The sequence below is a fragment of the Mesorhizobium sp. B2-3-11 genome (assembly GCF_006442215.1).
Lineage (GTDB): Bacteria > Pseudomonadota > Alphaproteobacteria > Rhizobiales > Rhizobiaceae > Mesorhizobium > Mesorhizobium salmacidum.
On the sequence record NZ_VFVS01000028.1, the window covers coordinates 16,683 to 42,698 of the forward strand.

25 protein-coding genes are annotated in these 26,016 nt (G+C 62.9%); 18 read left to right on the top strand and 7 right to left on the bottom strand.

Annotated elements, in window-relative coordinates; translation table 11 throughout:
- Positions 1 to 66: 66 nt before the first annotated feature.
- Positions 67 to 702, bottom strand: a complete 636-nt coding sequence (locus FJ960_RS27340; RefSeq protein WP_027145032.1) for a PAS domain-containing protein — start codon at positions 700 to 702, stop codon at positions 67 to 69.
- A gap of 432 nt (positions 703 to 1,134) precedes the next feature.
- Between FJ960_RS27340 and FJ960_RS27345 the strand changes: the two genes are divergently transcribed.
- The 5 genes from FJ960_RS27345 (at position 1,135) to FJ960_RS27365 (ending at position 5,598) form a co-directional block, all read left to right on the top strand.
- The gene (locus tag FJ960_RS27345; RefSeq protein ID WP_140718206.1) at positions 1,135 to 1,890 is read left to right on the top strand and encodes a rhomboid family intramembrane serine protease; all 756 of its coding nucleotides are present in this window, start codon (positions 1,135 to 1,137) and stop codon (positions 1,888 to 1,890) included.
- A gap of 87 nt (positions 1,891 to 1,977) precedes the next feature.
- Positions 1,978 to 2,409: a CBS domain-containing protein gene (locus FJ960_RS27350; protein ID WP_027145030.1), complete on the top strand. Its 432-nt coding sequence runs from the start codon at positions 1,978 to 1,980 to the stop codon at positions 2,407 to 2,409.
- 351 nt (positions 2,410 to 2,760) lie between these two features.
- The gene (gene gatB / locus FJ960_RS27355; RefSeq protein ID WP_140503512.1) at positions 2,761 to 4,260 is read left to right on the top strand and encodes an Asp-tRNA(Asn)/Glu-tRNA(Gln) amidotransferase subunit GatB; all 1,500 of its coding nucleotides are present in this window, start codon (positions 2,761 to 2,763) and stop codon (positions 4,258 to 4,260) included.
- Between the two features lie 4 nt (positions 4,261 to 4,264).
- The gene (locus FJ960_RS27360; RefSeq protein ID WP_140718208.1) at positions 4,265 to 4,759 is read left to right on the top strand and encodes a GNAT family N-acetyltransferase; all 495 of its coding nucleotides are present in this window, start codon (positions 4,265 to 4,267) and stop codon (positions 4,757 to 4,759) included.
- A gap of 140 nt (positions 4,760 to 4,899) precedes the next feature.
- The gene (locus FJ960_RS27365) at positions 4,900 to 5,598 is read left to right on the top strand and encodes an AIM24 family protein (protein WP_140718211.1); all 699 of its coding nucleotides are present in this window, start codon (positions 4,900 to 4,902) and stop codon (positions 5,596 to 5,598) included.
- A gap of 38 nt (positions 5,599 to 5,636) precedes the next feature.
- On the opposite strand, the gene FJ960_RS27370 is transcribed toward FJ960_RS27365, so the two are convergent.
- Positions 5,637 to 5,816, bottom strand: coding sequence for a hypothetical protein (locus FJ960_RS27370; protein WP_140718213.1), 180 nt, complete (start codon positions 5,814 to 5,816; stop codon positions 5,637 to 5,639).
- A gap of 90 nt (positions 5,817 to 5,906) precedes the next feature.
- Between FJ960_RS27370 and yidD the strand changes: the two genes are divergently transcribed.
- The 4 genes from yidD to FJ960_RS27390 all read left to right on the top strand — a co-directional run bounded on the left by yidD (position 5,907) and on the right by FJ960_RS27390 (position 10,385).
- On the top strand, positions 5,907 to 6,281 hold the full coding sequence (yidD, locus tag FJ960_RS27375) for a membrane protein insertion efficiency factor YidD (protein ID WP_140718215.1): 375 nt from the start codon (positions 5,907 to 5,909) through the stop codon (positions 6,279 to 6,281).
- 138 nt (positions 6,282 to 6,419) lie between these two features.
- Positions 6,420 to 7,235, top strand: coding sequence for a class D beta-lactamase (gene blaOXA, locus FJ960_RS27380; protein WP_140718217.1), 816 nt, complete (start codon positions 6,420 to 6,422; stop codon positions 7,233 to 7,235).
- Positions 7,236 to 7,384: 149 nt separating this feature from the next.
- Positions 7,385 to 9,361, top strand: a complete 1,977-nt coding sequence (gene thrS, locus FJ960_RS27385; protein ID WP_140718219.1) for a threonine--tRNA ligase — start codon at positions 7,385 to 7,387, stop codon at positions 9,359 to 9,361.
- An 85-nt stretch (positions 9,362 to 9,446) separates the two neighbouring features.
- Entirely contained in the window at positions 9,447 to 10,385 is a 939-nt protein-coding gene (locus FJ960_RS27390; RefSeq protein ID WP_140503526.1) for a GNAT family N-acetyltransferase, read from the top strand.
- Positions 10,386 to 10,388: 3 nt separating this feature from the next.
- Here FJ960_RS27390 and FJ960_RS27395 read toward each other — a convergent pair whose 3' ends face one another.
- On the bottom strand, positions 10,389 to 11,351 hold the full coding sequence (locus tag FJ960_RS27395; RefSeq protein WP_140718220.1) for a hypothetical protein: 963 nt from the start codon (positions 11,349 to 11,351) through the stop codon (positions 10,389 to 10,391).
- 153 nt (positions 11,352 to 11,504) lie between these two features.
- Between FJ960_RS27395 and FJ960_RS27400 the strand changes: the two genes are divergently transcribed.
- Positions 11,505 to 12,089, top strand: a complete 585-nt coding sequence (locus FJ960_RS27400; RefSeq protein WP_140718222.1) for a nitroreductase — start codon at positions 11,505 to 11,507, stop codon at positions 12,087 to 12,089.
- Positions 12,090 to 12,698 (top strand): flavin reductase family protein, encoded by a 609-nt coding sequence (locus FJ960_RS27405; RefSeq protein ID WP_140718224.1) that lies wholly within the window; start codon positions 12,090 to 12,092, stop codon positions 12,696 to 12,698.
- A 3-nt stretch (positions 12,699 to 12,701) separates the two neighbouring features.
- Here the strand turns inward: FJ960_RS27405 and FJ960_RS27410 are convergent, their stop codons facing one another.
- Complete coding sequence (locus FJ960_RS27410; RefSeq protein ID WP_140718226.1) at positions 12,702 to 13,583, bottom strand: CoA ester lyase; 882 nt, start codon at positions 13,581 to 13,583, stop codon at positions 12,702 to 12,704.
- Entirely contained in the window at positions 13,583 to 14,035 is a 453-nt protein-coding gene (locus tag FJ960_RS27415) for a MaoC family dehydratase (RefSeq protein WP_140718258.1), read from the bottom strand. Before FJ960_RS27415 ends, FJ960_RS27410 begins: the two co-directional genes overlap by 1 nt.
- A gap of 149 nt (positions 14,036 to 14,184) precedes the next feature.
- Here FJ960_RS27415 and FJ960_RS27420 point away from each other — a divergent pair, with 149 nt between their 5' ends.
- Positions 14,185 to 15,306 (top strand): DUF2336 domain-containing protein, encoded by a 1,122-nt coding sequence (locus FJ960_RS27420; protein WP_140718228.1) that lies wholly within the window; start codon positions 14,185 to 14,187, stop codon positions 15,304 to 15,306.
- Here the strand turns inward: FJ960_RS27420 and FJ960_RS27425 are convergent.
- A complete protein-coding gene (locus FJ960_RS27425; RefSeq protein WP_140718230.1) occupies positions 15,303 to 17,372 on the bottom strand; it encodes an FUSC family protein in 2,070 nt (689 codons plus the stop codon). The genes FJ960_RS27420 and FJ960_RS27425 overlap by 4 nt on opposite strands.
- A gap of 44 nt (positions 17,373 to 17,416) precedes the next feature.
- Entirely contained in the window at positions 17,417 to 19,474 is a 2,058-nt protein-coding gene (gene parE, locus FJ960_RS27430) for a DNA topoisomerase IV subunit B (RefSeq protein WP_140718232.1), read from the bottom strand.
- Positions 19,475 to 19,711: 237 nt separating this feature from the next.
- Here parE and cpaB point away from each other — a divergent pair, with 237 nt between their 5' ends.
- From cpaB to FJ960_RS27460, 6 genes are all read left to right on the top strand, one after another.
- A complete protein-coding gene (gene cpaB, locus FJ960_RS27435) occupies positions 19,712 to 20,635 on the top strand; it encodes a Flp pilus assembly protein CpaB (protein WP_246672981.1) in 924 nt (307 codons plus the stop codon).
- 90 nt (positions 20,636 to 20,725) lie between these two features.
- A complete protein-coding gene (locus FJ960_RS27440; protein ID WP_246672983.1) occupies positions 20,726 to 22,111 on the top strand; it encodes a type II and III secretion system protein family protein in 1,386 nt (461 codons plus the stop codon).
- Positions 22,112 to 22,115: 4 nt separating this feature from the next.
- Positions 22,116 to 22,385: a hypothetical protein gene (locus FJ960_RS27445; RefSeq protein WP_140718234.1), complete on the top strand. Its 270-nt coding sequence runs from the start codon at positions 22,116 to 22,118 to the stop codon at positions 22,383 to 22,385.
- 33 nt (positions 22,386 to 22,418) lie between these two features.
- Positions 22,419 to 23,627: a response regulator gene (locus FJ960_RS27450; protein WP_140718236.1), complete on the top strand. Its 1,209-nt coding sequence runs from the start codon at positions 22,419 to 22,421 to the stop codon at positions 23,625 to 23,627.
- Positions 23,624 to 25,045 carry a CpaF family protein gene (locus FJ960_RS27455; RefSeq protein ID WP_140718238.1) on the top strand — a complete coding sequence of 474 codons (1,422 nt, stop codon included), beginning with the start codon at positions 23,624 to 23,626 and terminating at the stop codon, positions 25,043 to 25,045. Before FJ960_RS27450 ends, FJ960_RS27455 begins: the two co-directional genes overlap by 4 nt.
- A 5-nt stretch (positions 25,046 to 25,050) precedes the next feature.
- A complete protein-coding gene (locus FJ960_RS27460) occupies positions 25,051 to 26,016 on the top strand; it encodes a type II secretion system F family protein (protein ID WP_140503546.1) in 966 nt (321 codons plus the stop codon).

Sequence of the window (26,016 nt, forward strand, 5' to 3'; positions counted from 1 at the left end):
CGTCACAGAAGTACAACAAAGCGGGTTAACAAAGGGGAAAAACGAGCCCGCGGGACTGTGTGATCATCAACTATCTTCGCGCCCGCCGTCGAAGACGACGAGATGGCGAATGCGGCGCGCCCGCCCAAGCGCCGAGATCGTGTCAGGCGCCCCGATTTCGTCGGGAACGAGCGAGGGAACGTCGATCGCCGGGCGATTGTTCAGCAGCTCTTTCTCCGGATCGATGACGCGTATGGAATCAATCAAGGCGTCCGTGATCGGATCGGCGCCCAGCCAGAACGGCTTCTCAACGGCGCTGATCACGCCGAGGCAGCGCGGATTTTCAATGCCACCATCGAGCGGCAAGGCGAGCAATTCGAACTTGTTGGAGCGGCCGTTGCGGCTGAAGCCCTCGAAATTGATCAGCACGACGGATTTCTGGTCGAAGACCCCGTGGATCAGCCGCGAAACCAGCCGCTGATCCTTCTCGCGCCATAGCGAGGGGAAAGAGAACCCCTTGAGTTCGCGGCCGTAGCAGGCGCAGAGCCTGGTGCCGGCCAGACGAAATACCGGCTGCCCGCGCGTGTCCCTTTCCAGGATGAACGTATCGGCCAGCAGCGACTTGATATCGGCCGGCTCGACTTCCGATCGCTTCGGAGCGGGGCGTCCGTCACGCAGGCGGTTCCAATAGTGGAACAGCGTGATCGATCCGTTTTGGTTCATACTAAAAAGCTCCGCGCATTCTGTCGTCTGATGTCCCATCGGTGAACAGAAGGGCGCCCTCCGATGACCTACATGCGTTGGGGAGCAGGAAGCGTGCCAGCGTCGTTAACACTTGTTCACGGGTCGGGGCCGTTAAGGTTAACAATTGGTTCACGTTGCGCCCTGGCAAGCCGTGTGGCACACAAAAGCCACTCCAGAAGCGGTCGTTTCGCGACGATCGGCAGCACTTCAGTCAAGAGTTTTAGGGGAGCAGGGGCTCGACCGGCCGTCCAGGGGAAACCCTGGACGGCTTCTTTTTTGATTCGCGTCCCTGATTCGGAGCGGGACGATTCGCTGTTTGCGGTTCCATCGGCGGTGATCTAGATGCTGGCCAGACCGAACCACGCCAGACCGAACCAGCCCAGGCCGAACCAGCATCGAGTGCGATTGCAGATGAGCGAACCGCAACATCCGTCCAAGCCCGAAACGGCCGAGACCATGCCGCCACCGGCGCGTGAGCCGGTGTTCAACCTGCCGCCGATCGTGATGGCGGTGATCGGCATCTGCGCGATCGTCTATCTGCTGCAGGAATATGTGCTGAACGACGCCCAGCAGATGACGCTGCTGTATGACGGGGCTTTCATTCCGGTCCTCTATACCGGTCAATACGGCTTCGACTGGTTCCTTTTCACCCGACCTTTCACTTACGCCTTCATGCATGGCGGCTTTGCCCATATCGCCATCAACATGGTCTGGCTCGCCGCATTTGGCTCACCGCTGGCCAATCGTCTCGGCGCGCTCCGGTTCGCGTTGTTCTTTGCCGTCACCGGACTGGCTTCGGTGGCGCTCTTCTGGGCGATGCATCCCTATGGAGAAGCGCCGCTGGTCGGCGCATCGGGCGCCATATCGGGCATGATGGGGGCTGCGGCGCGTTTTGGTTTCCGCACCGACCGCTCGGCCGGCAAGGCTGGTTTCGCCGGCCCGGTTCTGCCGGTCGCGATCGTGCTGCGTTCGCGCGGCGTCGTCATTTTCCTGGCCATGTGGATGATCATCAATCTCGCCACCGGCCTTCTCGGATTCGCGCCGGGCATCGACGGCCAGATCGCCTGGGAGGCGCATATTGGCGGCTTTCTCGCGGGCTTTTTCGGCCTGCGCCGGTTCGACAGGGGATGGCAAGCACCTGACTGGGAGACCTCCGACCGGACTTGAAATGCAACCGATCACGGCGCACGATGTTCACTCTTATGTGAAAGCCGGTCAGGGCAGGAACCGGTTGGCAAAATAGAGGAGGACGCCATGACGGTTAAGGCCATTCTCGAGCAAAAAGGCCATGACGTATTGACGCTCGGGCCGAACGAAAAACTGAGCGAAGCCATCCGAATCCTCTCCGAGCACAGGATCGGGGCGCTGGTCATCACCAATGGCGATCGCAAGATCGTCGGCATCCTGTCGGAACGCGACATTGTGCGCGTGGTTGCCAGGGAAGGCGGCGCCGCGCTCGATATCCCCGTGCGTTCGGCCATGACGCCGAAGGTGAAGATCTGCAATGAAAACCACACCGTCAACGAGGTGATGGAGATCATGACCAGGGGTCGTTTCCGCCATCTGCCGGTGGAAAAGGACGGCTTGCTGGACGGCATCGTGTCCATCGGCGACGTGGTCAAGCGCCGCATCGAGGACGTCGAGCGCGAGGCCGCGGAAATCCGGGCCTACATTGCCACCGCCTGAGCGGTGACGGGAACCGCCGGCCGAATGCCGGCCGGCGGCACCAAGACTACCTGTTGTCGAGCTCGGAGCGGACGTGCCCGCGCCTTGTGACGCGGTAGCGTCCGACGACGAAACCGTTTTCTTGCATTTCAATTTTCGGTTTTCTGCCCTGCCTCGCTACGAGGTCAGGGCCTCGCCGGGACCGAGCGTAAGTGGACATCCGCTCTCCGAGACGTCCAGAAAACTCCCGGCCGTGGCTTTGCGCTTGTCTCTTTTGGCGGTTTGCACTAGCGAATGGCTTTCACGCCAGACGTGAAAGTCACGTCCCAAACATGAAACTTCCGTCAGAGTCACCGTAATTCGCAGGCTACCATGAGCATCATCGATACCCGCATGCCCGACGCCAAACGCCTGATACCAGGCGCCACCGGCGACTGGGAAATCATCATCGGGCTTGAAGTGCACGCGCAGGTGATATCGGAGGCAAAGCTCTTCTCCGGTGCCTCGACCGCCTTCGGTGCTGCTCCCAATGCCAATGTCAGCCTGGTCGATGCGGCCATGCCCGGCATGCTGCCTGTCATCAACGAGGAATGCGTCAAGCAGGCGATCCGTACCGGCCTGGGGCTGAAGGCGGCGATCAACCACAAGTCGGTTTTCGACCGGAAGAACTATTTTTATCCGGACCTGCCGCAAGGCTACCAGATCTCGCAGTTCAAACAGCCGATCGTCGGCGAGGGCACGGTCATCGTCTCGGTCGGTCCCGACCGCCAGGGCGAGTTCGAGGACATCGAGGTCGGCATCGAGCGCCTGCACCTGGAGCAGGATGCCGGCAAGTCGATCCACGACCAGCATCCGACCATGTCCTATGTCGACCTCAACCGCTCCGGCGTGGCGTTGATGGAGATCGTATCGAAACCCGACCTGCGCTCCGGCGACGAGGCAAAGGCCTATGTGACCAAGCTGCGGACCATCATGCGCTATCTCGGCACCTGCGACGGCAACATGGACGAAGGCTCGCTGCGCGCCGACGTCAATGTCTCGGTGCGCCGGCCAGGTGGCGAATTCGGCACCCGCTGCGAAATCAAGAACATGAATTCGATCCGCTTTATTGGCCAAGCCATCGACTACGAGGCGCGCCGGCAGATCGCTATCATCGAGGACGGCGGCAAGATCGATCAGGAAACGCGGCTGTTCGATGCCGTCAAGGGTGAGACGCGCTCGATGCGCTCCAAGGAAGAGGCGCACGACTATCGCTATTTCCCCGATCCCGATCTTCTGCCGCTGGAATTCGACCAGGCCTATGTCGATGCCCTGGCCAAGGAATTGCCGGAACTGCCCGATGACAAGAAAATGCGGCTGATCTCCTCGCTCGGCCTCTCGACCTACGACGCAGCGATCCTGGTGTCGGAAAAGCCGATCGCCGATTATTTCGAGAAGGTGGCGGCCGGGCGCGACGGCAAGCTCGCCGCCAACTGGGTCATCAACGATCTACTGGGCGCTCTCAACAAGGCCGGCAAGGACATTGAATCCGCTCCGGTTTCGCCCGACCAGCTCGGTGCGGTGATCGACCTGATCAAGGAAGGCACCATCTCCGGCAAGATCGCCAAGGACCTGTTCGAGATCGTCTGGAACGAGGGCGGCGATCCGCGCCAACTGGTCGAGACCCGCGGCATGAAGCAGGTCACCGACACCGGGGCCATCGAGAAGGCGGTCGACGAGGTGATCGCGGCCAATCCCGACAAGGTCGAACAGGCACGGGCCAAGCCGACGATGGCCGGCTGGTTCGTCGGCCAGGTGATGAAGGCGACCGGCGGCAAGGCCAATCCGCAGGCCGTCAACGATCTCGTCAAGGCCAAGCTGGGTATCGAGTAAAGGTATGTTCGTCCGCACCGCCGGAGACCGCGACCTCGCAGCCGTACGGGCGTTGCTGGTCGAGACCTGGCATGCCACCTATGACGCGATTTACGGTGCCGAGCGGGTCGCCGAGATCACCAATGAATGGCACTCCATCGCCTCATTGAAGGCGAGGCTGGCTAAGCCGAGCAGCGAGTTCCTCGTTGCCGATGACGGCAAGCATATTGGCGGCATGGCGTTTGCCGAAGCCGTCGGCGACGGCGGTGTGGTCATGCTCAGGCAGCTCTATGTGCTTCCCTCGCTGCAGGGCCGAGGCATTGGGGGCATGCTCCTCGATGAAATCATCGAGAGCTTTCCGGAGGCCCACCGGATTCGGCTCGAAGTGGAAGAGAAGAACACCCGCGCCGTTGCCTTCTATCAGGCCAATGGCTTCGTCCGGGCCGGGCGCACCGAGAATTGCGGCTCCGCCGGCTCGGCCATCCCGGCGCTGATCTATGAACGGGTACTTGCCGCCTGAGCACCTGATCACCTTCGCGCGAGCGCACGACCCGGGGGCTGTTTTCGTTTGACGGCCCTGACGTCCGGCACCAAAGCTGCTTAGGCCGACCCGCGCGAAGCCGGAATAAACCGGCGCGCAGGACGGCTTTGGGGGGAGCCATGCCAAGTCTGCCGGAACTGATGCCGACTGAGGTGTCGGACGAAACCTTTGGTGGCGTCACCTATCACATAGCGGGCGAACTGGTGCCTGTGCTTTCCGTCGACGTGACGCGGATGCCCGTCTATTTCGAGCACCACATCCTGCTGTGGAAAAATTCCACGATCACCATCGGCCTGAAATCGCTGAAGGGTGCGCTGAAGCGCATGATGGCCGGCATGCAGATCTTCGTGACCGAGGCCTCGGGAGCGGGCATCATCGCGTTCAGCCGTGACGGGCCGGGTCACATCGTGCCGATTCACTTGCGGCGAGGCGAGGAGGTCCAGGTCCGCGAGCACCAGTTTCTGGCCGCCACCGGCAACGTCGACTACACGTTCGAGCGCGTACGCGGCCTGGCGACGACGCTGTTCGGCCAAAGCGGCTTCTTTATCGACCGGTTTCGCGGCGACACCGGTGACGGCATCGTCTGGCTGCACGGCTATGGCAACGTGTTTGAAAAGACGCTCGCTCCAGGCGAAACCATAGACATCGAACCCGGCGGCTGGCTGTTCAAGGATGCCTCGGTCAGGATGGAAACCAAGATCGATCGGCTGTCGAGCGGCTTCTTCGGTGCCAATATGAACTTCATCGTCAACCGCTTCACCGGCCCGGGCAGGGTCGGCATCCAGTCGATGTACCTGCATATGCCGACCGAGGAGTAGGCTCGGGGAACCGCAAGCGGGATGGATGAAGGCCAGGGTCAGCGAGAGCGCAGCGGTGACGACAACTCGCGTATCAGCAGTTCAAGCTCCCGCTGGTCGCCCGTTCCCGTCTTGTCGAAGATCGTCGCTAATTGCGACTTGATGGTGCCGTCGGAAACGCCGCTGGCGGCCGCGATCTCACTCTGGCTGGTGGGCACCTCCGGCCGACCGGCAACCATTTCGCCGTTACCACCCGTGACGGCAGGGCGAGCGGGATTGCGTTCTTCGGCGGAAGCTCACATCTATCACCTGGAAACGCGGAGATCGCAGTGGGCGACCAGCACGGGCATGCGCATACAGCCGGAGCGTCGAGGCGCGGCCGCAACTGGCCCGGCCCGTGGCGCAAGACGCCCGGCCGCTTGCTCGGCACGTCGCTCGTGCGGCTTTACCAGCTGACGCTGTCCGGCTTTGTCGGCAATTCCTGCCGGCATCTGCCGACCTGTTCGGAATACGCGCATGAGGCGATCGCTCGCCATGGCCTGTGGGCCGGCGGCTGGATGGGGTTGTTCCGCGTGCTGCGCTGCGGCCCATTCGGCACGCACGGCATCGACCTCGTGCCGGAGGTGCTGGCGTCCCGCTACGTCTGGTTCTTGCCATGGCGATATTGGCGGATCGGCCGCAAGCGCGGCGAAGCCCAGGGATGAGGGCACTGGTCGCGCCGCGCCCGTTTACGATCCGGTAGGGTTAACGCAAGCCTGCACGACAACTGCGCATTTGAGACAAAATCGAGACAAGAGACATCGCTAAGCCCGCTCGCGAACCCCTCCTGGAGCGAGCATCCCATGCGCAACGTCGACCGTCTTCCTTTCATCTTTGCCGGAGTCCTGTTCCTGCTCGCGTGGCTGCTGGGATTTCCGATGCGCGCGCAGTCAGCGCCGCTCAGGGATGTGCAGTGCACGCTGATCGCCGATGCCGCAACCGGCAAGACGCTTTACCAGGAAGGGGTCTGTGACCAGCGCTTCAGCCCGGCTTCGACGTTCAAGGTGCCGCTTTCGCTGATCGGCTACGACGCCGGCATCCTGGGCGACGAGCACACGCCAAGCTGGGACTATAAACCCGAATTCAACGCGGTGAAGCGGGATCGGAAGACCGTCGATCCGGTGATATGGGAACGCGATTCCATCATCTGGTATTCTCGGGAGATTACGCGTCGGCTCGGAGCTGAGAAATTTGCCGGCTACGTATCGAAGTTCAACTACGGCAACACTGACGTTTCGGGCGATCCAGGCAAGAATGACGGGCTCACCCATTCCTGGGTCAACTCTTCGCTCGAGATCTCGCCGGTTGAACAGGTTGCCTTCCTGCGGCAACTGCTCGCCGGCACGATGCCGGTATCGGCCAAGGCGCATGACATGACACGGGCCATCATCCCGAGTTTCAAGGCCGGCGATTGGGTCGTTCAGGGCAAGACCGGCAGCACCCGGCTCGGCGAGGGCGGTAAGGACAAGCGCTCGCTCGGATGGTTTGTCGGCTGGGCGCGGAAAGACGGCCGCCAGATCGTGTTCGCCCGGCTCGTCGTCGATACGAAGCGGACCGACATGCCGAAGGGGTTGGCGACACGGGCCGCGTTCCTGAAGGAACTGCCGCAGCTGATTTAGTGAGCCGGGCTTTACGGCGGCGGCATCTGCTCATAAAAGACTGCCGCCGCCGGACGCCTCCGGCACTCTGGCAGGTCGCAGCTCCCGAACCGCTGATATCTGCATTTTTACCACCCGCGCTCGTTTGCGGGACTGGATAGGAGATACATATGCTGAATTCCGTTTCCCTGACATTTCCCGACGGCTCCGTGCGCGACTACGACGCAGCGATGACCGGTGCCGGGCTTGCCGAGTCGATCTCGAAGTCGCTGGCCAAGAAGGCCGTGGCCTATGCCATCGACGGCACCGTGCGCGACCTCAGTGATCCCCTGGGCAAATCCGGCAAGGTAGAGATCATCACCCGCGAAGACCCGCGTGCGCTGGAACTCATCCGTCATGACACCGCGCACGTGCTGGCGGAAGCCGTTCAGGAGATATGGCCGGGAACGCAGGTGACCATCGGGCCAGTGATCGAGAACGGATTCTACTACGACTTTGCCCGCAACGAGCCGTTCACCCCGGACGATTTCCCGGTGATCGAGAAGAAGATGCGCGAGATCATCGCGCGCAATAAGCCGTTCACCAAAGAGGTCTGGTCGCGCGACAGGGCAAAAAAGGTCTTCGCCGACAAGGGCGAACGCTATAAGCTCGAACTGATCGACGCTATTCCCGAGGATCAGGATCTCAAGATCTATGCGCAGGGCGACTGGTTCGATCTTTGCCGGGGTCCGCATATGGCCTCGACCGGGCAGATCGGCAACGCCTTCAAGCTGATGAAGGTGGCCGGCGCCTATTGGCGCGGCGACTCGAACAATCCGATGCTGACGCGCATCTATGGCACGGCCTGGGCCGACCAGGCGCAGCTCGAAGCCTACCAGATGATGCTGGAGGAGGCCGAGAAGCGCGACCACCGCAAGCTTGGCCGCGAAATGGACCTGTTCCATTTCCAGGAAGAGGGGCCGGGCGTCGTCTTCTGGCACGCCAAGGGCTGGAAGATGTTCCAGAACCTGGTCAACTACATGCGCCGCCGGCTCGACGAACAGGGCTATCAGGAGGTCAATGCACCCCAGGTGCTCGACAAGAGCCTGTGGGAGACATCGGGCCACTGGGGCTGGTACCGGGACGCCATGTTCAAGGTGACGGTCGCAGGCGATGAAACCGACGATGACCGCGTCTTCGCGCTGAAGCCGATGAACTGCCCCGGTCACGTGCAGATTTTCAAGCATGGACTGAAATCCTATCGCGATCTGCCCGTAAAGCTTGCGGAATTCGGCAATGTGCATCGCTATGAACCGTCGGGCGCGCTGCACGGGCTGATGCGCGTGCGCGGCTTCACGCAGGACGATGCGCATATCTTCTGTACCGAGGAACAGCTGGCTTCCGAGTGCTTGCGTATCAACGACCTGATCCTGTCGACCTATGCCGATTTCGGTTTCGACGAAATCAGCGTCAAATTGTCGACGCGGCCGGAAAAGCGTGTCGGCACCGACGAGGCCTGGGATCATGCCGAGGCGATCATGGGCAGCGTGCTGGAGACGATCAGGACGCGCTCCGGCAACCGCATCAAGACCTCGATCAACCCGGGCGAGGGCGCCTTCTACGGGCCGAAGTTCGAGTATGTGCTGAAGGATGCGATCGGCCGCGAATGGCAATGCGGCACGACGCAGGTCGACTTCAACCTGCCGGAACGTTTTGGCGCATTTTACATCGGCTCGGATTCGGAGAAGAAGCAGCCTGTCATGGTGCACCGCGCCATCTGCGGTTCGATGGAGCGTTTCCTCGGCATACTGATCGAGAACTATTCCGGCCATTTCCCGCTGTGGTTCGCGCCGCTGCAGGTGGTGGTGGCGACGATCACTTCGGACGCCGACAGTTACGCGACCGAGGTCGTCGCGAAGCTGAAGGCCGCAGGGCTGTTGGCGGAAGCCGACCTGCGCAACGAGAAGATCAACTACAAGGTCCGTGAGCACAGCCTGGCCAAGGTGCCGGTCATCCTCGTCTGCGGCAAACGCGAGGCGGAGGAGCAGACGGTCAATATCCGCCGGCTCGGTTCGCGAGACCAGGAATCGCTTGGCCTTGCCGAAGCAATCGAACGGCTGACCGAAGAAGCGACCACACCTGACCGCCGACGCAAGCGCGCTGCTTGATTCGAAGTGTTCTCGATCGAATGGCGGTGGATCGCTCCACCGCCGTTTTCATATCCCTGTCACGGCAACGTTGTAACGAGCCCTTATGCTCAAGCTGAAATCGCGCGAACGACCGTTCCCCGAGCTTTCTTACGCCAATCCGCACCAGCCGGCTCTGGCGCGCTGGTTCATTCATTCGGTGGAAGGCCTTTCGGGCCGCGACCGGTTCGCCGCGCTCTATGAATTCTGGCGCCATCAGGTTGTGCCGACCGGTGAGCGTGTGTTCAGCCGCATGCTGGACCTCATCGATGTGGGCGTGCGAAGCCCCGACCAATGGCCGCCAGCGCAATTGCCCGACACGCCGCTGGTGATCGTTGCCAACCATCCCTTCGGCATCGGCGACGGCATCGCGGTGCTGTCACTGGCAGAGCAACTCGGGCGACCTTTTCGAGTGATGATCCACAAGGATCTGCTCAGGATTCGCGAGATGGAGCCTTATTCGCTGCCGATCGACTTTTCCGAGACCAAGGACGCGGTGAAGAACAACATGGCGGTGCGCCATGAAGCGGTGCGGCTGCTGAAGGAGGGCGTCACCATCGTTGTGTTTCCGGCTGGCGGCGTCGCCACCGCGCCCAAGGGTTTTGGCCGCGCGCGCGATCTGCCATGGAAGATGTTTCCGGCCCGTCTCGTCCAGGAAGCCAAGGCGTCGGTCGTTCCCATGCATTTCTCCGGCCAGAACGGCAGGCTTTTCCATCTGGTCAGTGGTCCGATGAACATGGCCGAGCGCGACGGGCGTGTGGCTAAATTCGTCGGCAAGGCCTCGCTGACCTTGCGTACCTCGCTGCTCATCCGTGAATTCGCGCGGCTGTCCGGCAAGGCGATCGAGGTGCGCGTCGGCAATGTACTCAGCTGGAGCGAACTGGAGCCGTTGCGCGATCGCAAGGCGTTGCTCGACCGGCTTTATCGCGGTGTGTTCGACTTGGCTCCGGCCCTGCCGCGCCGTCGCATCCCGTTCCTTCCGGCTCGGACCAAGCTGGCTGCCTGAAAGCTAGTCCGCGCCTTCTTCCGGATCCATGGCCGCTGCTTCGGTAGCGAGAACCTCGATCTCCTGGTTCTGCCCGCCAACGACGGTGAAATCCTTCTGGTAGATCCGGTCGCGGTTTTTGGCGATGATGGTGTAGTCGCCTTCGGCCAGCACCATCGAGGCGAAGGCGCCGACGGTTTCCTTGATCGGATCACCGGATTCGTTGAGCAGCGACCAGGAGGTGTCGGCGATCGCTTCGCCACCCGCCTCGCGCACCAGCTTCATGGTGATTTCGGCGGCGTGATGCTCGACGGTGGCTTCGGTCAGCTTGCCGGCCTCGACACGGATGTCGGATCGGATGACGGCGTTGACCGCGCCATAGGTCGAGACGACGTGGTAGATGCCCGCATTGAGCCGCACGACGCTGTTGGGTTCGACATCGGGAATGACTAGCGCGCGATCGCCATTGGCGTCGGCGGTGCCCTCATAGATCGAAAAGCGCAGTCTTTTCGGCGGAATGCGCACGCCGCCGGACAGAACCGCGTCGAGCTTCAGGCCGCCGGCATCAAGCACCAGGCTTTCTCGCTTGGCTTCCTTGCCGACGGTGATGCGCTTGGTGGCGCCGGCACGGCCATAGGAGGCGTGGACCAGATAACTGCCGGGTTCAAGCTGGAAGACGGCGCTGCCGCCATGCGCCGAGGCGACCATCGGCAATTTGCCGTTGACGGTTTCAGGCTTGAAGACACGCCAGACGAGGCCGCGGGTGATGTCGGTGCCTTTGGTGGTCAACTGGGCCGACAGGGTGATGGCCCCACCGCCGCCAAGCGCCAGCGGGGTCTCGCTCTTCGGCGTCGCATAGCTCGAAATTCCGGGAAGTTTCAGGTCGCTGACGCCGTCCTTTTCCTGCGCGACAGCCATGGAGACCGGCAGCAGGAACAGCGCGGCGCAGAGCCGGATCAGGAAAAGACGCAGTCGCCCCTCAAACATGCCTTGCGTTGAAGCCCATGGCGGTGGCAATTTCAAGGCTTAAGAGTCCGATGCGTGACTCTTCAGCCCGGCGCTAGCGCGCCTTTGCCCGAGCCGCCCGAATTCCCGATGGTGCGCTTCAGCTCAAAACAGAGTGCCAGGAGACTTGCGCCCATGGCGTCGCCGATCATCGACTTCCTGCTGACCCGAAATTCAGCACCTATTCCCGACCTCAAGGAGCCGGCGCCCAGCGACGCCGATATCGCCACGATGATTGCCGCCGCCTCACGCGTGCCCGACCATGGACGGCTCGAACCCTGGCGCTTCATCCTCTATCGCGGCGTAGCCCGCATCGAGATCGGCAAAAAGCTGGCGGCCCTGGCCGAGCAGCGCGAAGGTCCGCTGCCCGAGGGCCGTCGCAACCAGGAACTGGCGCGGTTCTCGCGCGCGCCGCTGGTGATCGGTGTCGTGTCAATCCTCAGGGAGAACCCAAAAATCCCGCAATGGGAGATGTTCCTGTCCGGAGGCATGGCGGCGATGAACCTGATGATCGCGGCCAATGCGCTGGGCTATGGCACGAACATGATCAGCAACTGGTATTCCGACGTGCCGGAGGGCAGGGCGATTCTTGGACTGGCGCCGCAGGAGCGCGTTGTCGGTTTTATCCACATGGGTTCCTATGCCGGTCCGGCGCCGGAGCGGCCACGGCCCGATTCGGCAAAACTCTATGCCGATTACGCCGGGCCTTGGGCGGGCTGAATGTTCTACGAACCGGCGAAGGGGCATGGACTGCCGCACGATCCTTCGAAGGCGATCGTGGCACCGCGTCCGATCGGCTGGATCTCGACGCTGAACGGGGCAGGCGAGATCAACCTCGCACCCTATTCTTTCTTCAACGCGGTCTCGACCCGGCCTTTTATCGTCTGGTTTTCCTCCGAGGGCGAGAAGGACAGTGCCTCGTTTGCCCAGGAAAGCGGCGAGTTCGTCGCCAATCTCGTCGGCCGCGACCTTGCGGAGAAGATGAATTATACGTCCGTCGACGCGCCGCGTGGCGTCAACGAATTCGTCTATGCCGATCTCGCCATGGCGCCCTCGCGTCTCGTCAGGCCGCCGCGCGTGGCGGCGGCACCCGCGGCGCTCGAATGCCGGGTGACGGAAGTGTTTCGCCCAAAGGCGCTGGACGGATCTGCGACAAGCGCCGTCGTCGTCGCCGGTGAGGTGATCGGCGTGCATATCGACGATGCTTTCCTGAAAGACGGCTTGTTCGACATCACCAAGGCCGGCAATGTCGCTCGTCTCGGCTACATGGAGTATGCCAGCGTCAACGAGGTCTTTTCGATGCGCCGGCCGCGCTGGGGCAAGGAGTAGCCGTCAGGCGGATGTCTCGGCCGCCCTCGCGCGTGCCAAAAGGCGTTCGGCCAGCCGCAGGTGCGGTCGGTCGAACATCTTGCCGTCGATGCCGACGACGCCAGGATTTCCGGCTGCCTCGAACGCCGCGACGATGGCCGCCGACTGTCTCACCGCCTCGGCCGAGGGCGTAAAGGCGGCGTTGATAACGGGCACCTGATCGGGATGGATCGCCATCTTGCCGGTGAAGCCGTCACGCTCGGCCTCGGCGCATTCCGCGGCGAAGGCCGCCATGTCGCGAAAATTCGGAAACACGGTGTCGATCGCGGCGACCTCCGCAGCCCCCGCCGCGAGGATGGTCGTCAGGCGGGCGTGACGGAAGAGATCGGTGTAGGCGCCGTGATCGTCGCGGGCCGCACGCGCGCCGATCGCGGCCGACAGGTCTTCCGCGCCCCAGGTGAGACCAGCAAGCCGCGCGCTTGTCCCCGCATAGGTCGCCGCCGCCAGCACACCCGCCGGCGTTTCGGTGATGATCGGCAGGATTTTTATCGAACCGTCGGGCAGATCGTTCTCGGCCTCCCGGACCCTGAGCTTGGCCGCGAGTTGCTGCACATCCTGGCCGCTGTTCGACTTGGGCAGCATGATGCCGTCGGGCCTCGCTGCGACGAGCGCCGCCAGATCGTCATCCGTCAGTCCGGTCGATAGATCGTTGACCCTGACATAGATCGCCGAGTTGGTTTGCCCCCTGCGTTCAAGGATGAAGCGCGCCGCGATCTCGCGCGCCGGCGCCTTCTTCTGCGGCGCGACGGAATCCTCGAGATCGACGATGACCACGTCAGCGCCGGCGCCAAAACCCCTTTCGAGCTTCCGTTCGGAATCGCCGGGAACGAACAGCAGCGAACGCATCAGGCCGCCTTCTTCAGCATCATCGCCTGTCTCGTGCATTTGGCGACGAGGTTGCCATGCTGATTATAGGCGCGATGCTCGAATTCGACGATGCCGCGATCGGGTTTCGACCTGGATTCGCGTACCGAAATCACCGTTGTTTCGACGCGGATGGTGTCGCCATGAAATACCGGGTGCGGAAACACGGTTTCCTTCATGCCGAGATTGGCGACAGTGGTGCCGACAGTGATGTCGTTGACCGAGATGCCGATCATCAAGCCGAGCGTGAACAGCGAGTTGACCAGCGGCCTGCCCCACTCGCTTTTGGCGGCGAAGTCGAAGTCGATATGCAGCGGTTGCGGGTTCAGCGTCATCACCGAGAACAGCATGTTGTCGCTTTCGGTGACGGTCTTGCGCAGCGTGTGCTGGAAGACGTGGCCGACGACGAACTGCTGGAGATAAAGCCCGGCCATGTCCTGCTCCTCTGCTGCAAAGGGTTGATAGGCGCTGCTTTCCAGGCTCGCAAGCCAGTTAATGAACATGGTGAACCGTTCGTAAACCATTTCTGCCTACCGTCACCACGGGGCCAGGAACGTTCTGGCAAGGGGCGTAAGCAGGCGGCATGGTTGTTTCGCATTTTTTGAGATGGATTTGCACGGCCAGGGTGTCGGAGCGCGCCGCCGCCGCCAGTGCGCTGGCCCGGGCCTATGTCAATTCCGAATTGCCGTTCGAGGACCGCTGCGCCGCCGAGGCGGCGCTGACGCTGCTACTCGACGACGCCTCGTCAAAGGTGCGGCTGGCGATGGCCGAGGCGCTCTCGATGAGCCACCACGCGCCGCTGCAGATCATCAGCGTGCTAGCCTCCGACCAGCCGGAAGTCGCCGGGGTCGTGCTGGCGCGCTCGCCGCTGCTCACCGACGCCGATCTGATCAACCGTGTGGCGGGGAGCCAGAGGGCAACGCAGAAACTGATCGCCGACCGGCCGCTCGTCTCTATGGCGCTGGCGGCGGCCATCGCCGAGATCGGCGAGGCGGAGGCCTGCGCCGTGCTTTTGGCCAACACCGGCGCCGACATTGCCTCCCTCAGCTTCCGCCGCATGGCTGAACGCCATGGCCATCTGCCTCTGGTGCGCGAGGCGCTGATATCCGACGCGCGCCTGCCTGCCGACTGCCGGCATATGCTGCTCGTCAAGCTCGGCGAGACATTGAAGACATCGCCGCTGGTCCTGGCATTGATGGGAGCCGCGCGAGCCGACCGCGTCATGCGGGACGCCTGCGTCAAGGCCTCGGTGACGCTGATCGAAGGCACGCGCCAGGAAGAGCACGCGGCGCTGATCGAGCATCTCAGGCTGCGCGGCGATCTCACCGCGAGCTTCCTGATCCGCACCATCGCGCATGGCAAGGTCGATTTCTTCGGCTCAGCGCTGGTCGCGCTCAGCCAGCAGTCCGAAGCACGGGTGAGGGCGCTGCTGGCCGGCGGGCACGATGTGGCCCTGCAGGCGCTGTTTCGCAGCGCAGGCCTGGCTGCCGCCACGCATGCGGTCATCCTGCGTGCGCTGAAGATCTGGCGCGAGGTTGCCAACGGTAAGCGCGTCGCCGGTGTTCAGGAAGTCAGCTGGCTGATGCTCAAGGAATTGGGCGGGCAATCCGCCGAAGGCGATCTCGCCGCCCTGGTCAAGTCGATCCACCTTGATGCTCTGCGCGAGAACGCACGCGGCCATGCGCTGGCGATCGCCGCAGCCTAGGTTTTATCCCTCGCGAAGAAATCCGGGAAATCCTCCATTGCCGCGGCGATAATGCGCAGGGACGCCGCGACTTGCAGCATGTCGCCGGAGGCGTCTCGCTGGGCGATGCCTGCCGCGTACTGCCGGGCGACGGCAATGGTCGCTGTTTGCGGATCGCCGGAGGCACGGAAAAGCAGCTCGCGCGCCAATCCCCTCAGGAAGTTAGCGATTGAAAGCGTCGTTTCCGATGGGATGGCATGGTTTTGGCTCGCAGTGCGCAGCCGCAGGATTTCTAGGCCGACCGTGACGGAGGCGACGCCGCCGCCCAGCACCGCCTCACCCTTCCTGCCGGAATTCTGCACCAGCGGCATCAACTGATTGACCCGGTCATAAGCGAGGCTCTCGAAGGCCGAACGCCTCGGCAAGCGCTCATGCAGGCAAAGCCGCGCCAGATCCTCGCGCATGGCTCGCACGATGCGGTCGGCGGCCAGCCATGGGTCCGCCGGCAACACGACGATGAAGACGCCGATTGCCAGCAGGATGCCGACCAGGATCGATGCCGAGCCGGCGAAGAAGGGGCCGGGATCATAGGTCATTGCCTGGTGCGGGCTGAGGAAGGCCAGGAAGTTGATGGCGAAGGCCGTCGCCACCCCGACATAGCGCGGATTGGCCATGGCGAGTGCCGCCGGCACCATGATGGGCACGACGAACAGCATGAACCAGCCGAAGCCGGGCAGAGCGGGAAGCGCGATCTGACCGACGAGAAAGGCGAATGGCAAAGCGAGCAGCGTTCCCTTGAAGAAACCCCAGGATACCTGCACGGGGTCGGGGCGAGCGGCAAACAGGCTCGACACGACGGCAACGAGGATGACGGTGCCGGCCGCTTCCGACCACTTCGTCGTCAGCCAGAAAGCCGCGACCAGCAACGTGGCAAGGGCCGCGCGGATGGCGTTGCGCGCGGCACCGGGATAGTCGCGATGCACCACCAAGGCCGGCTGCCGGCTGCCGGGACCTCGTCGGCGGCTGACGGGCGCGCGCAAAGCGTCGAGGCCACGAAGCACCTGTTTCAGCGCCTCGGCAAAATCGGCCGCTATGGTGAGGCGGGTGATGGTGCCGACCCTGTCCTCACCCTGTTCGGTCGAAGCATCGGGTATTTGCCGTGCTCTGATCGAGATCGCGTCGAGTCGTGCCAACCAGGGCGAGGTGTCGTCCAGCGCTCCCGGCTTGGCTGCCAGTTCGCTGACAAGGGCTTGCAACTCCGAGCGCACCGGGATGAGGGCTGCGTTTTTCGGAGCGGCATGCGAATAGAGCGCGCGCGCCGCCGAAAGGGCCGAGAGCAGCTGTCCGATGGTGCGTCGCACCGGATGCGCGCGCGGCGCGAAGCTCGCCGCTTCGAGCCTGGCATAAGCGCGCATTTCGCCAAGCGTCTGGGTGTCGGCGACAAGTTTCCGGTGCAGGCCGATGAGGGTTGCCCGGTCTCCGCCGGAGAACGCACCGCCGGCGTAAGTGGCGAGGTCGAGAATGCAGCGTTTCAGCCGCGAGATAATGGCGTCGCTGGCCAGTTTTGGCAGGATCAGCCGGCTGGTGAGGCCGGCGCAAACGATGCCGAGCACGATCTCGGCACAACGCGCGACCGCGAGGTCAACGATCACATGCGGCTGTCCGAAAGCGGGCAGGCCGATGATCATGGCGGTGTAGCCGGCAAGGGCGGCGCCATAGGCCTCGGGATTGCGCAGCAGCGACGAGACGAAGGTGCAAATGCCAATCCAGACGGCAAGCACCGTCACCAGAATCCAGGGGCCGGTGCCGAACGCCGTGGTGATGCCGATTGCCGCGATACCCCCGGCAAGTGTGCCGAGCAGCCGGTAAAAGCCTTTCGCCAGCACCATGCCGGCAACCGGCTGGGCGACGATGAACACCGTCATCATCGCCCATTGCGGATGGTCGAGCTTCAGCGCATAGGCGGCGAGAAGCGCGATCATGCCGGCTAGAACGGTGCGCAGGGCGAAAATCCAGTCGGAGCGCGTCGGTTGCGTCAGCCCGGCCAGGCTCGTCTCGAAATAGGTTTTCAGCCGCGCCCAGGTCACATGCTGGTCTCCATGTCAGGAACGCAAGCTAAATTCGCCAGCGGCTAGATATCCAGCACTTCCGTCTCGGCGAATTCGGCGCGTTCCTGGATGAAGCGGAAGCGAGCTTCGGGCTTGGTGCCCATCAGCTCATCGACCCTGTCCTTGGTGGCAGAATCGATTTCGTTCACATCGACCCTGAGCAACGTGCGCTTTCTCGGGTCCATAGTGGTTTCCTTGAGCTGTGCAGCCATCATCTCGCCCAGGCCCTTGAAGCGGCCGAGCTCGACCTTGCCGCGCCCGGTGAATTCGGTGCGCAGAAGCTCGTCCTTGTGCGCGTCGTCGCGGGCGTAGGCGACCTTGCCGCCTTGCCTGATCGAGTAAAGCGGCGGCACCGCCAAGTAGAGATGGCCGCCGCGTACCAGCGCCGGCATCTCCTGGTAGAAAAAGGTGATCAGCAGCGAAGCGATGTGGGCGCCGTCGACGTCGGCGTCGGTCATGATGATCACGCGGTCATAGCGCAAATCCTCGTCACGGTACTTTGACCGCGTGCCGCAGCCGAGCGCCTGGATCAGGTCCGATATCTGCTGGTTGGCGGCCAGCTTGTCATTGCCGGCGCTGGCGACGTTGAGGATTTTTCCGCGCAGCGGCAAGACGGCCTGGCTGGCGCGGTCGCGCGCCTGCTTTGCCGAGCCGCCCGCGGAATCGCCTTCGACGATGAAGAGTTCGGCACCTGCCGCCGCGTTCTGCGTGCAATCGGCGAGCTTCCCCGGCAAGCGCAGCTTGCGCACAGCGCTCTTGCGCGACACCTCTTTTTCCTGGCGGCGGCGCACCCGCTCATCGGCGCGCGCGATCACCCAGTCGAGCAGCTTCGAGGCTTCCTGCGGATTGTCGGCCAGCCAATGGTCGAACGGGTCACGGATCGCGGTCTCGACGATGCGTATCGCTTCGATCGTCGCCAGCCTGTCCTTGGTCTGGCCGACGAATTCCGGCTCGCGGATGAACACCGACAGCATGCCGGCGGCCGAGATCATGACGTCTTCCGAGGTGACGATCGAAGCGCGTTTGTTGCCGATGAGGTCGGCATAGGCGCGCAGGCCGCGCGTCAGCACGTTGCGGAAGCCGGCCTCGTGGGTGCCGCCTTCACCGGTCGGGATGGTGTTGCAGTAGGAATTGATGAAGCCGTCGCCGCCGAACCAGGTCACCGCCCATTCGAGCGAGCCATGGCCGCCTTGCTTGTCGCTCTTGCCGGCGAAGATTTCGCGCGTCACCTGGAATTCGTCGCCGAGCGACGCTTTCAGATAATCCTTGAGGCCGCCGGGGAAATGGAATTCCGCCTTGGCCGGTGTCTGATCCTTTTCCTTGATCAGGGAGGGATCGCAGGTCCAGCGGATTTCGACGCCGCCGAACAGATAGGCCTTCGAACGCGTCATGCGGTAGAGACGCGCCGGCTCGAATGCCGCGCCTTTGCCGAAAATCTGCTCGTCGGGGTGGAAACGCGTCCTGGTGCCGCGGCGGTTGTGCACCTCGCCCAGGTGCTCCAGACCGCTTATCGGAATGCCACGTGAAAAGCGTTGGCGATAAAGCTGGCGGCCGCGCGCGACTTCGACCTCGAGATGATCCGACAGGGCGTTGACTACGGAAACGCCGACGCCGTGCAGGCCACCTGATGTCTCATAGACCTTGGAATCGAACTTGCCGCCCGAATGCAGCGTCGTCATGATCACTTCGAGCGCGGGCTTCTTGAATTTCGGATGTGGATCAACCGGGATGCCGCGGCCATTGTCGGTGACAGTGAGATAACCATCGGCTGAAAGCTCGACATCGATGAAGGTGGCGTGGCCGGCAACCGCTTCGTCCATCGAATTGTCGATGACCTCGGCGAACAGATGGTGCATCGCCTTGTCGTCTGTGCCGCCAATGTACATGCCCGGCCGCCGGCGCACCGGCTCCAGGCCTTCGAGCACCTCGATGTCGGCGGCGCTGTACCCCTCGCTGCCATCCTTGGCAGCGGCCGGGCGCCTGGCGGCCGCTTGCACCAGCGGGTCGGCCGGGCGCGCCGGCGTGCGAACCGGTTGCTGCTGCTTGCCCACATTGCCGAAGAGATCGTTGTTGTCGTCCATGCCAACCATAGGGTCCGGTGCTGCGAATCACCCGTCGATATTGCCACGCTTTTCGGCGCCAGGCGACGGAGGTTCCTGTTACGTTCGGGGATTTAACCCCTCTTACCCTAAAACCATTCGATAACCAAGCAGGCGGAAATCGGTCGAATGCCACCGCACAAGATTCCCGATTCTTTACCAATGCGGACTAGCGTGAGCCCAACATAACAAGAAACGACGGGCATCAGGGGTTTCGGCGTGAGGGGCAAGGCCATAACGATGATCGGCATCGCCGCCGTTTTCGGCGCGATCTCGATCTTTGCCGCGGATTTCTGGGTCAAGAGCCAGGCCAAGGCCGATGCCCAGGAGAAAACGGCGTCGATCTCCGCTCCAGCACCCAAAATAGAGTTCAAGACCATCGTGGTGGCCAATGCGCCGTTGCGTTATGGCATGGAGCTCGACCGCGCCAAGCTCAGCGAAATTCCGTGGCCGCAGGAGTCCCTGCCGCAGGGGGCCTTTGCCACCATCGATGGATTGCTCGGCGAAGGGGGCCGGGTCGTGCTGTCGCCGATCGAGGTCAATGAGCCGTTGCTGCTCACCAAGCTGTCGGGACCGAACGGTCGCGCGACGCTGTCCAATATGCTGACGCCCGGAATGCGGGCGGTCACCATCCGCACCGACGAGATCGCTGGGGTCGGTGGCTTCGTCACGCCGGGCGACCGGGTCGATGTCGTGCTCACCCGCGATGCCGGCGAAATCCAGGAAGTCGCCAAGAACGCGCAAGGCGCGGCCGGCTCGACCATCACCTCGGAGATCGTCGTTGCCGACGCCAAGGTGCTGAGCGTCGGGCAGGGCGCCGACGAGCGCCAGACGACGCCGCAGGTGGCCAATTCCGTGACCCTCGAGGTGACGACCGAAGGCGCGCAGAAAGTGGCGCTTGCCCGCACGGTAGGCACGCTGTCGCTGTCGCTGCGCTCCGCCAGCGAAGGCGGCGACGGCAAGAACGGCGTCACCACCATCTCGTCCTTCGGCGGATCCGTGGCTTCCAATGCCCAGGCCGCCGCCGGCTCCTTATTCGATGCCATCGCCAAGGAGCCGGAGAAGCCGAAATTCAAGACGGTCATCGTGACGCGCGGCACGCAGGCCGAGGAATACCAAGTCCCTTCGCGGGACCAGAAGTAAAGACCGGTGGGGACCGGGCGGGACGGGATCATGGTGATGCACACCCTATATCGAATGACGAATCTGTTGCGTTTCGTGCGCGCCTTGGCCATGGCGGCTTCACTGGCCGCGAGCGGCATGCTCGCCTTCGTTGGCGCGGCCAGGGCGGACAACGACATCGTCTATGTCTCGTCGACCAGGAATGCCTCGATCAAGGTCGCGAAGGGCAAGCCCAAGACGATCATGACGAGCGCGGCCTTCTATCAGATCGTCATCGGCGATCCGGAGATCGCCAACGTCAACCCGCTGACCGACAAATCCTTCTATGTGCTGGGCAACAATCTCGGCACCACCGGCATTGCGCTGTTCGACGAGAAGAAGCAGCTCGTCGGCACCGTAGACATCGAAGTGACGCTCGACACCGACCAATTGGCGAGCACCATCCGTGCCAGCGTGCCGGACGCCAAGATCAAGGTCGGCTCGGCCAATGGCCGCGTGGTGCTGTCGGGCGAGGCGGATGACGCGGTCGCCGCCGAAAAGGCCAACAAGATCGCCACCCGCTTCTCCGGCAATGAGGAGGTGATCAATTCGGTCAATATCTCCTCGTCGCAGCAGGTCCAGCTCAATGTCCGCTTCGTCGAGATCAACCGCCAGGCCGGGCAGGACCTGGGCGCGAAATACAGCGCCAATTTCGCCTACGGCTTCGGCGGTCGCGATGTCTCTCTCGATCCGGGCTCGGTGCCGGCGGCGGGGACTGGCGAGATCATTGGCCGGCTGCTGTCCAATGGCGTCTCGATCGACATCGCCATCAAGGCGTTGGAGGAGCGCGGCCTTGCCCGAAGGCTGGCCGAACCGAACCTGATTGCCCGATCCGGCGAAACGGCGAGCTTTCTTGCCGGCGGCGAATTCCCGATCCCGGTTTCCGAGGACAATGGCAAGATCTCCGTCAGCTACAAGAAATACGGCGTCAGCCTGGACTTTACGCCGACCGTGCTGAAGGACGGGTTGGTCAGCCTCGACATCGCGCCGGAAGTCTCCTCGATCGACGCTTCGGCGTCCTACAATATCGGAAACATTTCGGTGCCGGGGTTCATCGTGCGCCGCGCCAAGACCTCGGTCGACCTGAAGAACGGCCAGAGCTTCATGATCGCCGGGCTGCTGCAATCCCAGAACGACATCACCACGTCGCGCATTCCCGGTCTCGGCAAGATGCCGGTGCTGGGGTCGCTGTTCTCGTCGAAATCCTATCAGCGGCGCGAGACCGACCTGGTCATCATCGTCACACCCTATCTGGTCAAGCCGGTCGACCCGTCGAAGAAATTGGCTGTGCCGACCGATGGCACGCAGCCCGCCAGCAACGTCGACTATTTCCTCAACAACACCGAGGAGGTGAAGGCGTCGGACACCAACCGTGCGCTGGCGCTGGCTGACGGCAGCGCCGTGCGGGGCGCTTCCGCGACCAAAGTCGGTCATTTCCTCGACCTGCCGAAGGACTGAAATCATGCGTCTGGTCCTGAGATCGAGCATCGCCCTGCTTCTTGCCGGTTTGGCAAGCGGCTGCACCAGCGACGACTATCTGCGCAGCGAAGGCGTGACGTCAGCCGCCGGTGAGGCGCAGGCGGCCAACACCGTCATGCAGATGGTGGACCCGTGGAAGTATGGGGTCCAGAACACGAGGCTTCTCGTGCCCGCCAAGCGCGGAACCGCCGAACCGGTCACGCCCGATCAGGCGGCCGGCGCCAAGGCAGCGCAAACCACCACCGGCAACTGATCCAGACGGCGATCGACCTCACAGGCGGCGAGAATGGCAAACAGCACCAAGAAGATCCTGCTCGTATCGACAGACCGGACCTTCGCGCAGGACACGAAGACTGCCTTTGCCGCCTCCGAGATCATCCAGCTCATGACGGTTGAGAAGAACGTCACCGAGCTGCGCGGCGAGGTCCAGGAAGCCGAGTTCGGCGTCGTTATCGTCGACATGGATGCGGCGAAACTGGAAGAAATCGAGTCCCTGCAGCGCGTCATGCGCCGGCTCGAGGGCAAGGCACCGGTGGTCGTGGTCACCCAGGAGTTCAACGCCGCCGCCGTGCGCATCCTGGTGCAGCTCAAGGTCGCCGACTTCCTGGTCAAGCCGATCACCACGGCCGACCTCGTGCGTTCGGTCGTGCGAGCGTTGCAGGGGCCCGGGCGCGAGGAAAACACCGAATCGCAGATCTATACCTTCATGCCCGCCGCCGGCGGCGTCGGCACCACGACGCTGGCGCTGCAGACCGCGTTCCAGCTGCATCATTCGGTGACGCGCGGCGCCTCGACCTGTGTGGTCGACCTCAATTTCCAGCAAGGTGCCTGCGCCGAATATCTCGATCTGGAGCCGCGTTTCGACATCACCGAGATCGAGAACCAGCCCGAGCGCCTCGACCGGCAATTGCTCGATGTGATGCTGTCCAAGCACGCCAGCGGACTTTGCGTGCTGGCGGCGCCGACGCATCCGGCTGAAATGCGCTCGTTCAAGACCGATGTCGTGGTGCGCATGCTGGACCTCGTTTCGGCCTATTTCGACAATGTCGTCATCGACATGCCGCGCACCTGGTTTCCGTGGACGGAAACGGTGCTGCTCGGTTCCAACAAGCTCTACATCGTTGCCGAAATGACGGTGCCGTGCCTGCGCCATACGCAGCGGCTGATCCAGGCCGTCTACGAGACCGCGGGCAAGGAAGTGAAGCCGAACGTGATCGTCAACCGTTTCGAGCAGAAGATGTTCGACAACGGCATCAAGCAGGCGGATGTCCAGGAAATCCTTGGCGAGCATTTTGTCGGCGGCATCGCCAACAACTACCGGCTGGTGCGCGAGGCGGTCGATCGCGGCGTGCCGCTGCACGAGATCGATCCCAATGCCAATGTCGTCAACGACCTGAAGAAGATCATCCTCCCGGAAGAGGCACTGGCGACGGCGAGCAAGTCGAAGTCGCTGTTCGGTTTCGGCAGGGGCCTCTTGAAAAGGAAAGCTGGATGACCAGCCGTTTCTCAACCCTGCAGAACCGTGACGCGCGCCCGCAGCGTCCGGCGGAATCAACACCGGTCGCGCATCATGCCGTCGTCATCCCGACCAGCCGAAAGGCTTTGCCGGCGAAACCGGAAGCAGCACCGGCAAAGAATGCCAACAAGGTGCTCGATGCCCGCGTGCGCATCCACCGGATGCTGCTCGAGGAGATCAATCTGGTCGCGCTGGAGCGCTTGCCCAAGGATGAAATGCGCCGGCAAGTGCATGATTTCGTGTCGGAAAAGACCCGCCAGGAGCGGATGGCGATCAACACCGCCGAACTCGACGCGCTGGTCGACGATATCGTCGACGAGATGGTCGGCCTCGGCCCGCTCGAGCCGCTGCTCAAGGATCCCGACATTAACGATATCCTGATCAACGGTCATCAGAACTGTTTCGTCGAAAAGAAGGGCAAGCTGCAGCAGGTCCATATCCCGTTCAAGGACGAGGCGCATCTGCTCAGAATCGTCAACAAGATCGTGGCCGCCGTCGGCCGCCGGGTCGACGAATCGCAGCCGATGGTCGACGCTCGCATGCTGGACGGCTCGCGCTTCAACGCAGCCATCCGCCCGGTGGCCGTCGATGGCCCGCTGGTGTCGATCCGCAAGTTCTCCAAGAACAAACTTGGCCTGCACAGGCTGGTCGAATTCGGCGCCATCACACAGAACATGGCCGAAGTGCTGGCGGCGGCCGTGCATGCCCGCAAGACGACAATCATTTCGGGCGGTACCGGCACCGGCAAGACGACGATGCTCAACGCACTGTCGGCCTTCATTCCGGAAGACGAGCGGCTGATCACCATCGAGGACGCGGCGGAGCTTCAATTGCAGCAGCCGCACGTCGCGCGCATGGAAACACGCCCCGCCAATATCGAAGGCCATGGCGAGCTCAAACAGCGCGACCTGGTCAAGAACGCGCTGCGCATGCGTCCCGACCGGGTCATCCTCGGCGAGTGCCGCGGCGAGGAAGCCTTCGACATGTTGCAGGCGATGAACACCGGCCACGAAGGCTCGATGGCGACCATCCACGCCAACACGCCACGTGATTGTATTTCGCGCCTGGAGCAGATGCTTGGCATGACCGGCATGCCAATGACGGTGCAGTCGATCCGCAGCCAGATCGCAAGCGCCATCGACATCATCGTCCAACTGACCCGGCTTTCCGACGGCAAGCGCAAGGTGACGAGCGTCGCCGAGGTGACCGGCATGGAAGGCGATGTCATCCAGATGCAGGAGATCTTCCGCTTCGTGCGCACCGGCATGGAGGCTGATGGCAAGATCCTTGGCTACTACGAGGCGACCGGCATACGACCGCGTTTTCTGGAAGATCTGCGCGCGATGGGCATCGAGTTTCCCGGACGTTATTTCGAACCCGGCCGGCCGCAGGAGTAGCCGGGGTGTTCGATGGGTTCAGCGCGATCTATGTCGTCTATGCCGGGGCCGCATTGACCGGCATCATGGTCGCCGAAGCGGTCTACCTGCTCTATGCCGGTCGTAGCGACAAGCGAACCGCCATCAACCGGCGTATGAAGCTGCAGGAAAACAAGATCAGCCAGGAACAGGTGCTGATCCAGCTGCGCAAGGAGCGCGGTCTCGACGCGGGAACGTCGCTGTTCTCGCCCGGCCGGTTCCGTGCCCTGCGCACGCAGTCGGGCATGGTCATGCCGCTCTCGAAATTCCTGATGATCACCTGCGGCGTGGCGATGGCCGTGGCCCTGTTCGCCATCTCGCGCGGCTTGCCGCTGTTGATGGGGCTCATCCTGGTTGTCGTGCTGATGCCGCTGCTGCCGGTCATGGCGATGCGCTCCATGCGCAAGCGCCGGCTCAAGCGTTTCGGCATCCAACTGCCCGAGGCACTGGAACTGATCACGCGCGGCCTCAAGGCCGGTCACCCGGTGCCGGTGGCCATTGCCATGGTGTCGCGCGAGATGCCCGATCCGATCGGCACGGAATTCGGCGTCATTGCCGACGAAGTCACCTATGGCTCCGACCTTGTCTCGGCGCTGAACTCGCTTTTCGACCGGGTCGGCCACGAGGATTTGCCGCTGTTCGTCACCGCCGTCTCGATCCAGACCAGCTCGGGCGGCAATCTGCGCGAAATCCTCGATGGGCTGTCGACGACGATCCGCGAACGCGGCAAGCTGCGCCGCAAGGTGCGGGCCATTTCGAGCGAGGGCCGCCTGTCGGCCTACATTTTGACGGCCGTGCCGGCGCTGCTGTTCACCGCGATCATGGCCATGATGCCGGGATATTACAGCGACGTCTGGGGCGTTCCGAAGACATGGTACATGATCGGCGGATCGGTTAGCTGGCTGATGCTGGGTAATCTGATCATGTTCAAGATGTCGAACTTCAGGTTCTGA

Excerpts from the sequence above, each read along its gene's own strand:
- FJ960_RS27400 (WP_140718222.1), top strand. The coding sequence starts at position 11,505 with ATGGCGTCGCCGATCATCGACTTCCTGCTGACCCGAAATTCAGCACCT.
- FJ960_RS27350 (WP_027145030.1), top strand. The coding sequence starts at position 1,978 with ATGACGGTTAAGGCCATTCTCGAGCAAAAAGGCCATGACGTATTGACG.
- FJ960_RS27370 (WP_140718213.1), bottom strand. The coding sequence starts at position 5,816 with ATGGTTGCCGGTCGGCCGGAGGTGCCCACCAGCCAGAGTGAGATCGCG.
- FJ960_RS27445 (WP_140718234.1), top strand. The coding sequence starts at position 22,116 with ATGCGTCTGGTCCTGAGATCGAGCATCGCCCTGCTTCTTGCCGGTTTG.
- gatB (WP_140503512.1), top strand. The coding sequence starts at position 2,761 with ATGAGCATCATCGATACCCGCATGCCCGACGCCAAACGCCTGATACCA.
- blaOXA (WP_140718217.1), top strand. The coding sequence starts at position 6,420 with ATGCGCAACGTCGACCGTCTTCCTTTCATCTTTGCCGGAGTCCTGTTC.
- FJ960_RS27410 (WP_140718226.1), bottom strand. The coding sequence starts at position 13,583 with ATGCGTTCGCTGCTGTTCGTTCCCGGCGATTCCGAACGGAAGCTCGAA.
- thrS (WP_140718219.1), top strand. The coding sequence starts at position 7,385 with ATGCTGAATTCCGTTTCCCTGACATTTCCCGACGGCTCCGTGCGCGAC.
- FJ960_RS27345 (WP_140718206.1), top strand. The coding sequence starts at position 1,135 with ATGAGCGAACCGCAACATCCGTCCAAGCCCGAAACGGCCGAGACCATG.
- FJ960_RS27440 (WP_246672983.1), top strand. The coding sequence starts at position 20,726 with ATGGCGGCTTCACTGGCCGCGAGCGGCATGCTCGCCTTCGTTGGCGCG.
- FJ960_RS27395 (WP_140718220.1), bottom strand. The coding sequence starts at position 11,351 with ATGTTTGAGGGGCGACTGCGTCTTTTCCTGATCCGGCTCTGCGCCGCG.
- FJ960_RS27450 (WP_140718236.1), top strand. The coding sequence starts at position 22,419 with ATGGCAAACAGCACCAAGAAGATCCTGCTCGTATCGACAGACCGGACC.
- FJ960_RS27390 (WP_140503526.1), top strand. The coding sequence starts at position 9,447 with ATGCTCAAGCTGAAATCGCGCGAACGACCGTTCCCCGAGCTTTCTTAC.
- FJ960_RS27415 (WP_140718258.1), bottom strand. The coding sequence starts at position 14,035 with ATGGCCGGGCTTTATCTCCAGCAGTTCGTCGTCGGCCACGTCTTCCAG.
- FJ960_RS27405 (WP_140718224.1), top strand. The coding sequence starts at position 12,090 with ATGTTCTACGAACCGGCGAAGGGGCATGGACTGCCGCACGATCCTTCG.
- FJ960_RS27360 (WP_140718208.1), top strand. The coding sequence starts at position 4,265 with ATGTTCGTCCGCACCGCCGGAGACCGCGACCTCGCAGCCGTACGGGCG.
- FJ960_RS27420 (WP_140718228.1), top strand. The coding sequence starts at position 14,185 with ATGGTTGTTTCGCATTTTTTGAGATGGATTTGCACGGCCAGGGTGTCG.
- parE (WP_140718232.1), bottom strand. The coding sequence starts at position 19,474 with ATGGACGACAACAACGATCTCTTCGGCAATGTGGGCAAGCAGCAGCAA.
- FJ960_RS27455 (WP_140718238.1), top strand. The coding sequence starts at position 23,624 with ATGACCAGCCGTTTCTCAACCCTGCAGAACCGTGACGCGCGCCCGCAG.
- FJ960_RS27340 (WP_027145032.1), bottom strand. The coding sequence starts at position 702 with ATGAACCAAAACGGATCGATCACGCTGTTCCACTATTGGAACCGCCTG.
- FJ960_RS27365 (WP_140718211.1), top strand. The coding sequence starts at position 4,900 with ATGCCAAGTCTGCCGGAACTGATGCCGACTGAGGTGTCGGACGAAACC.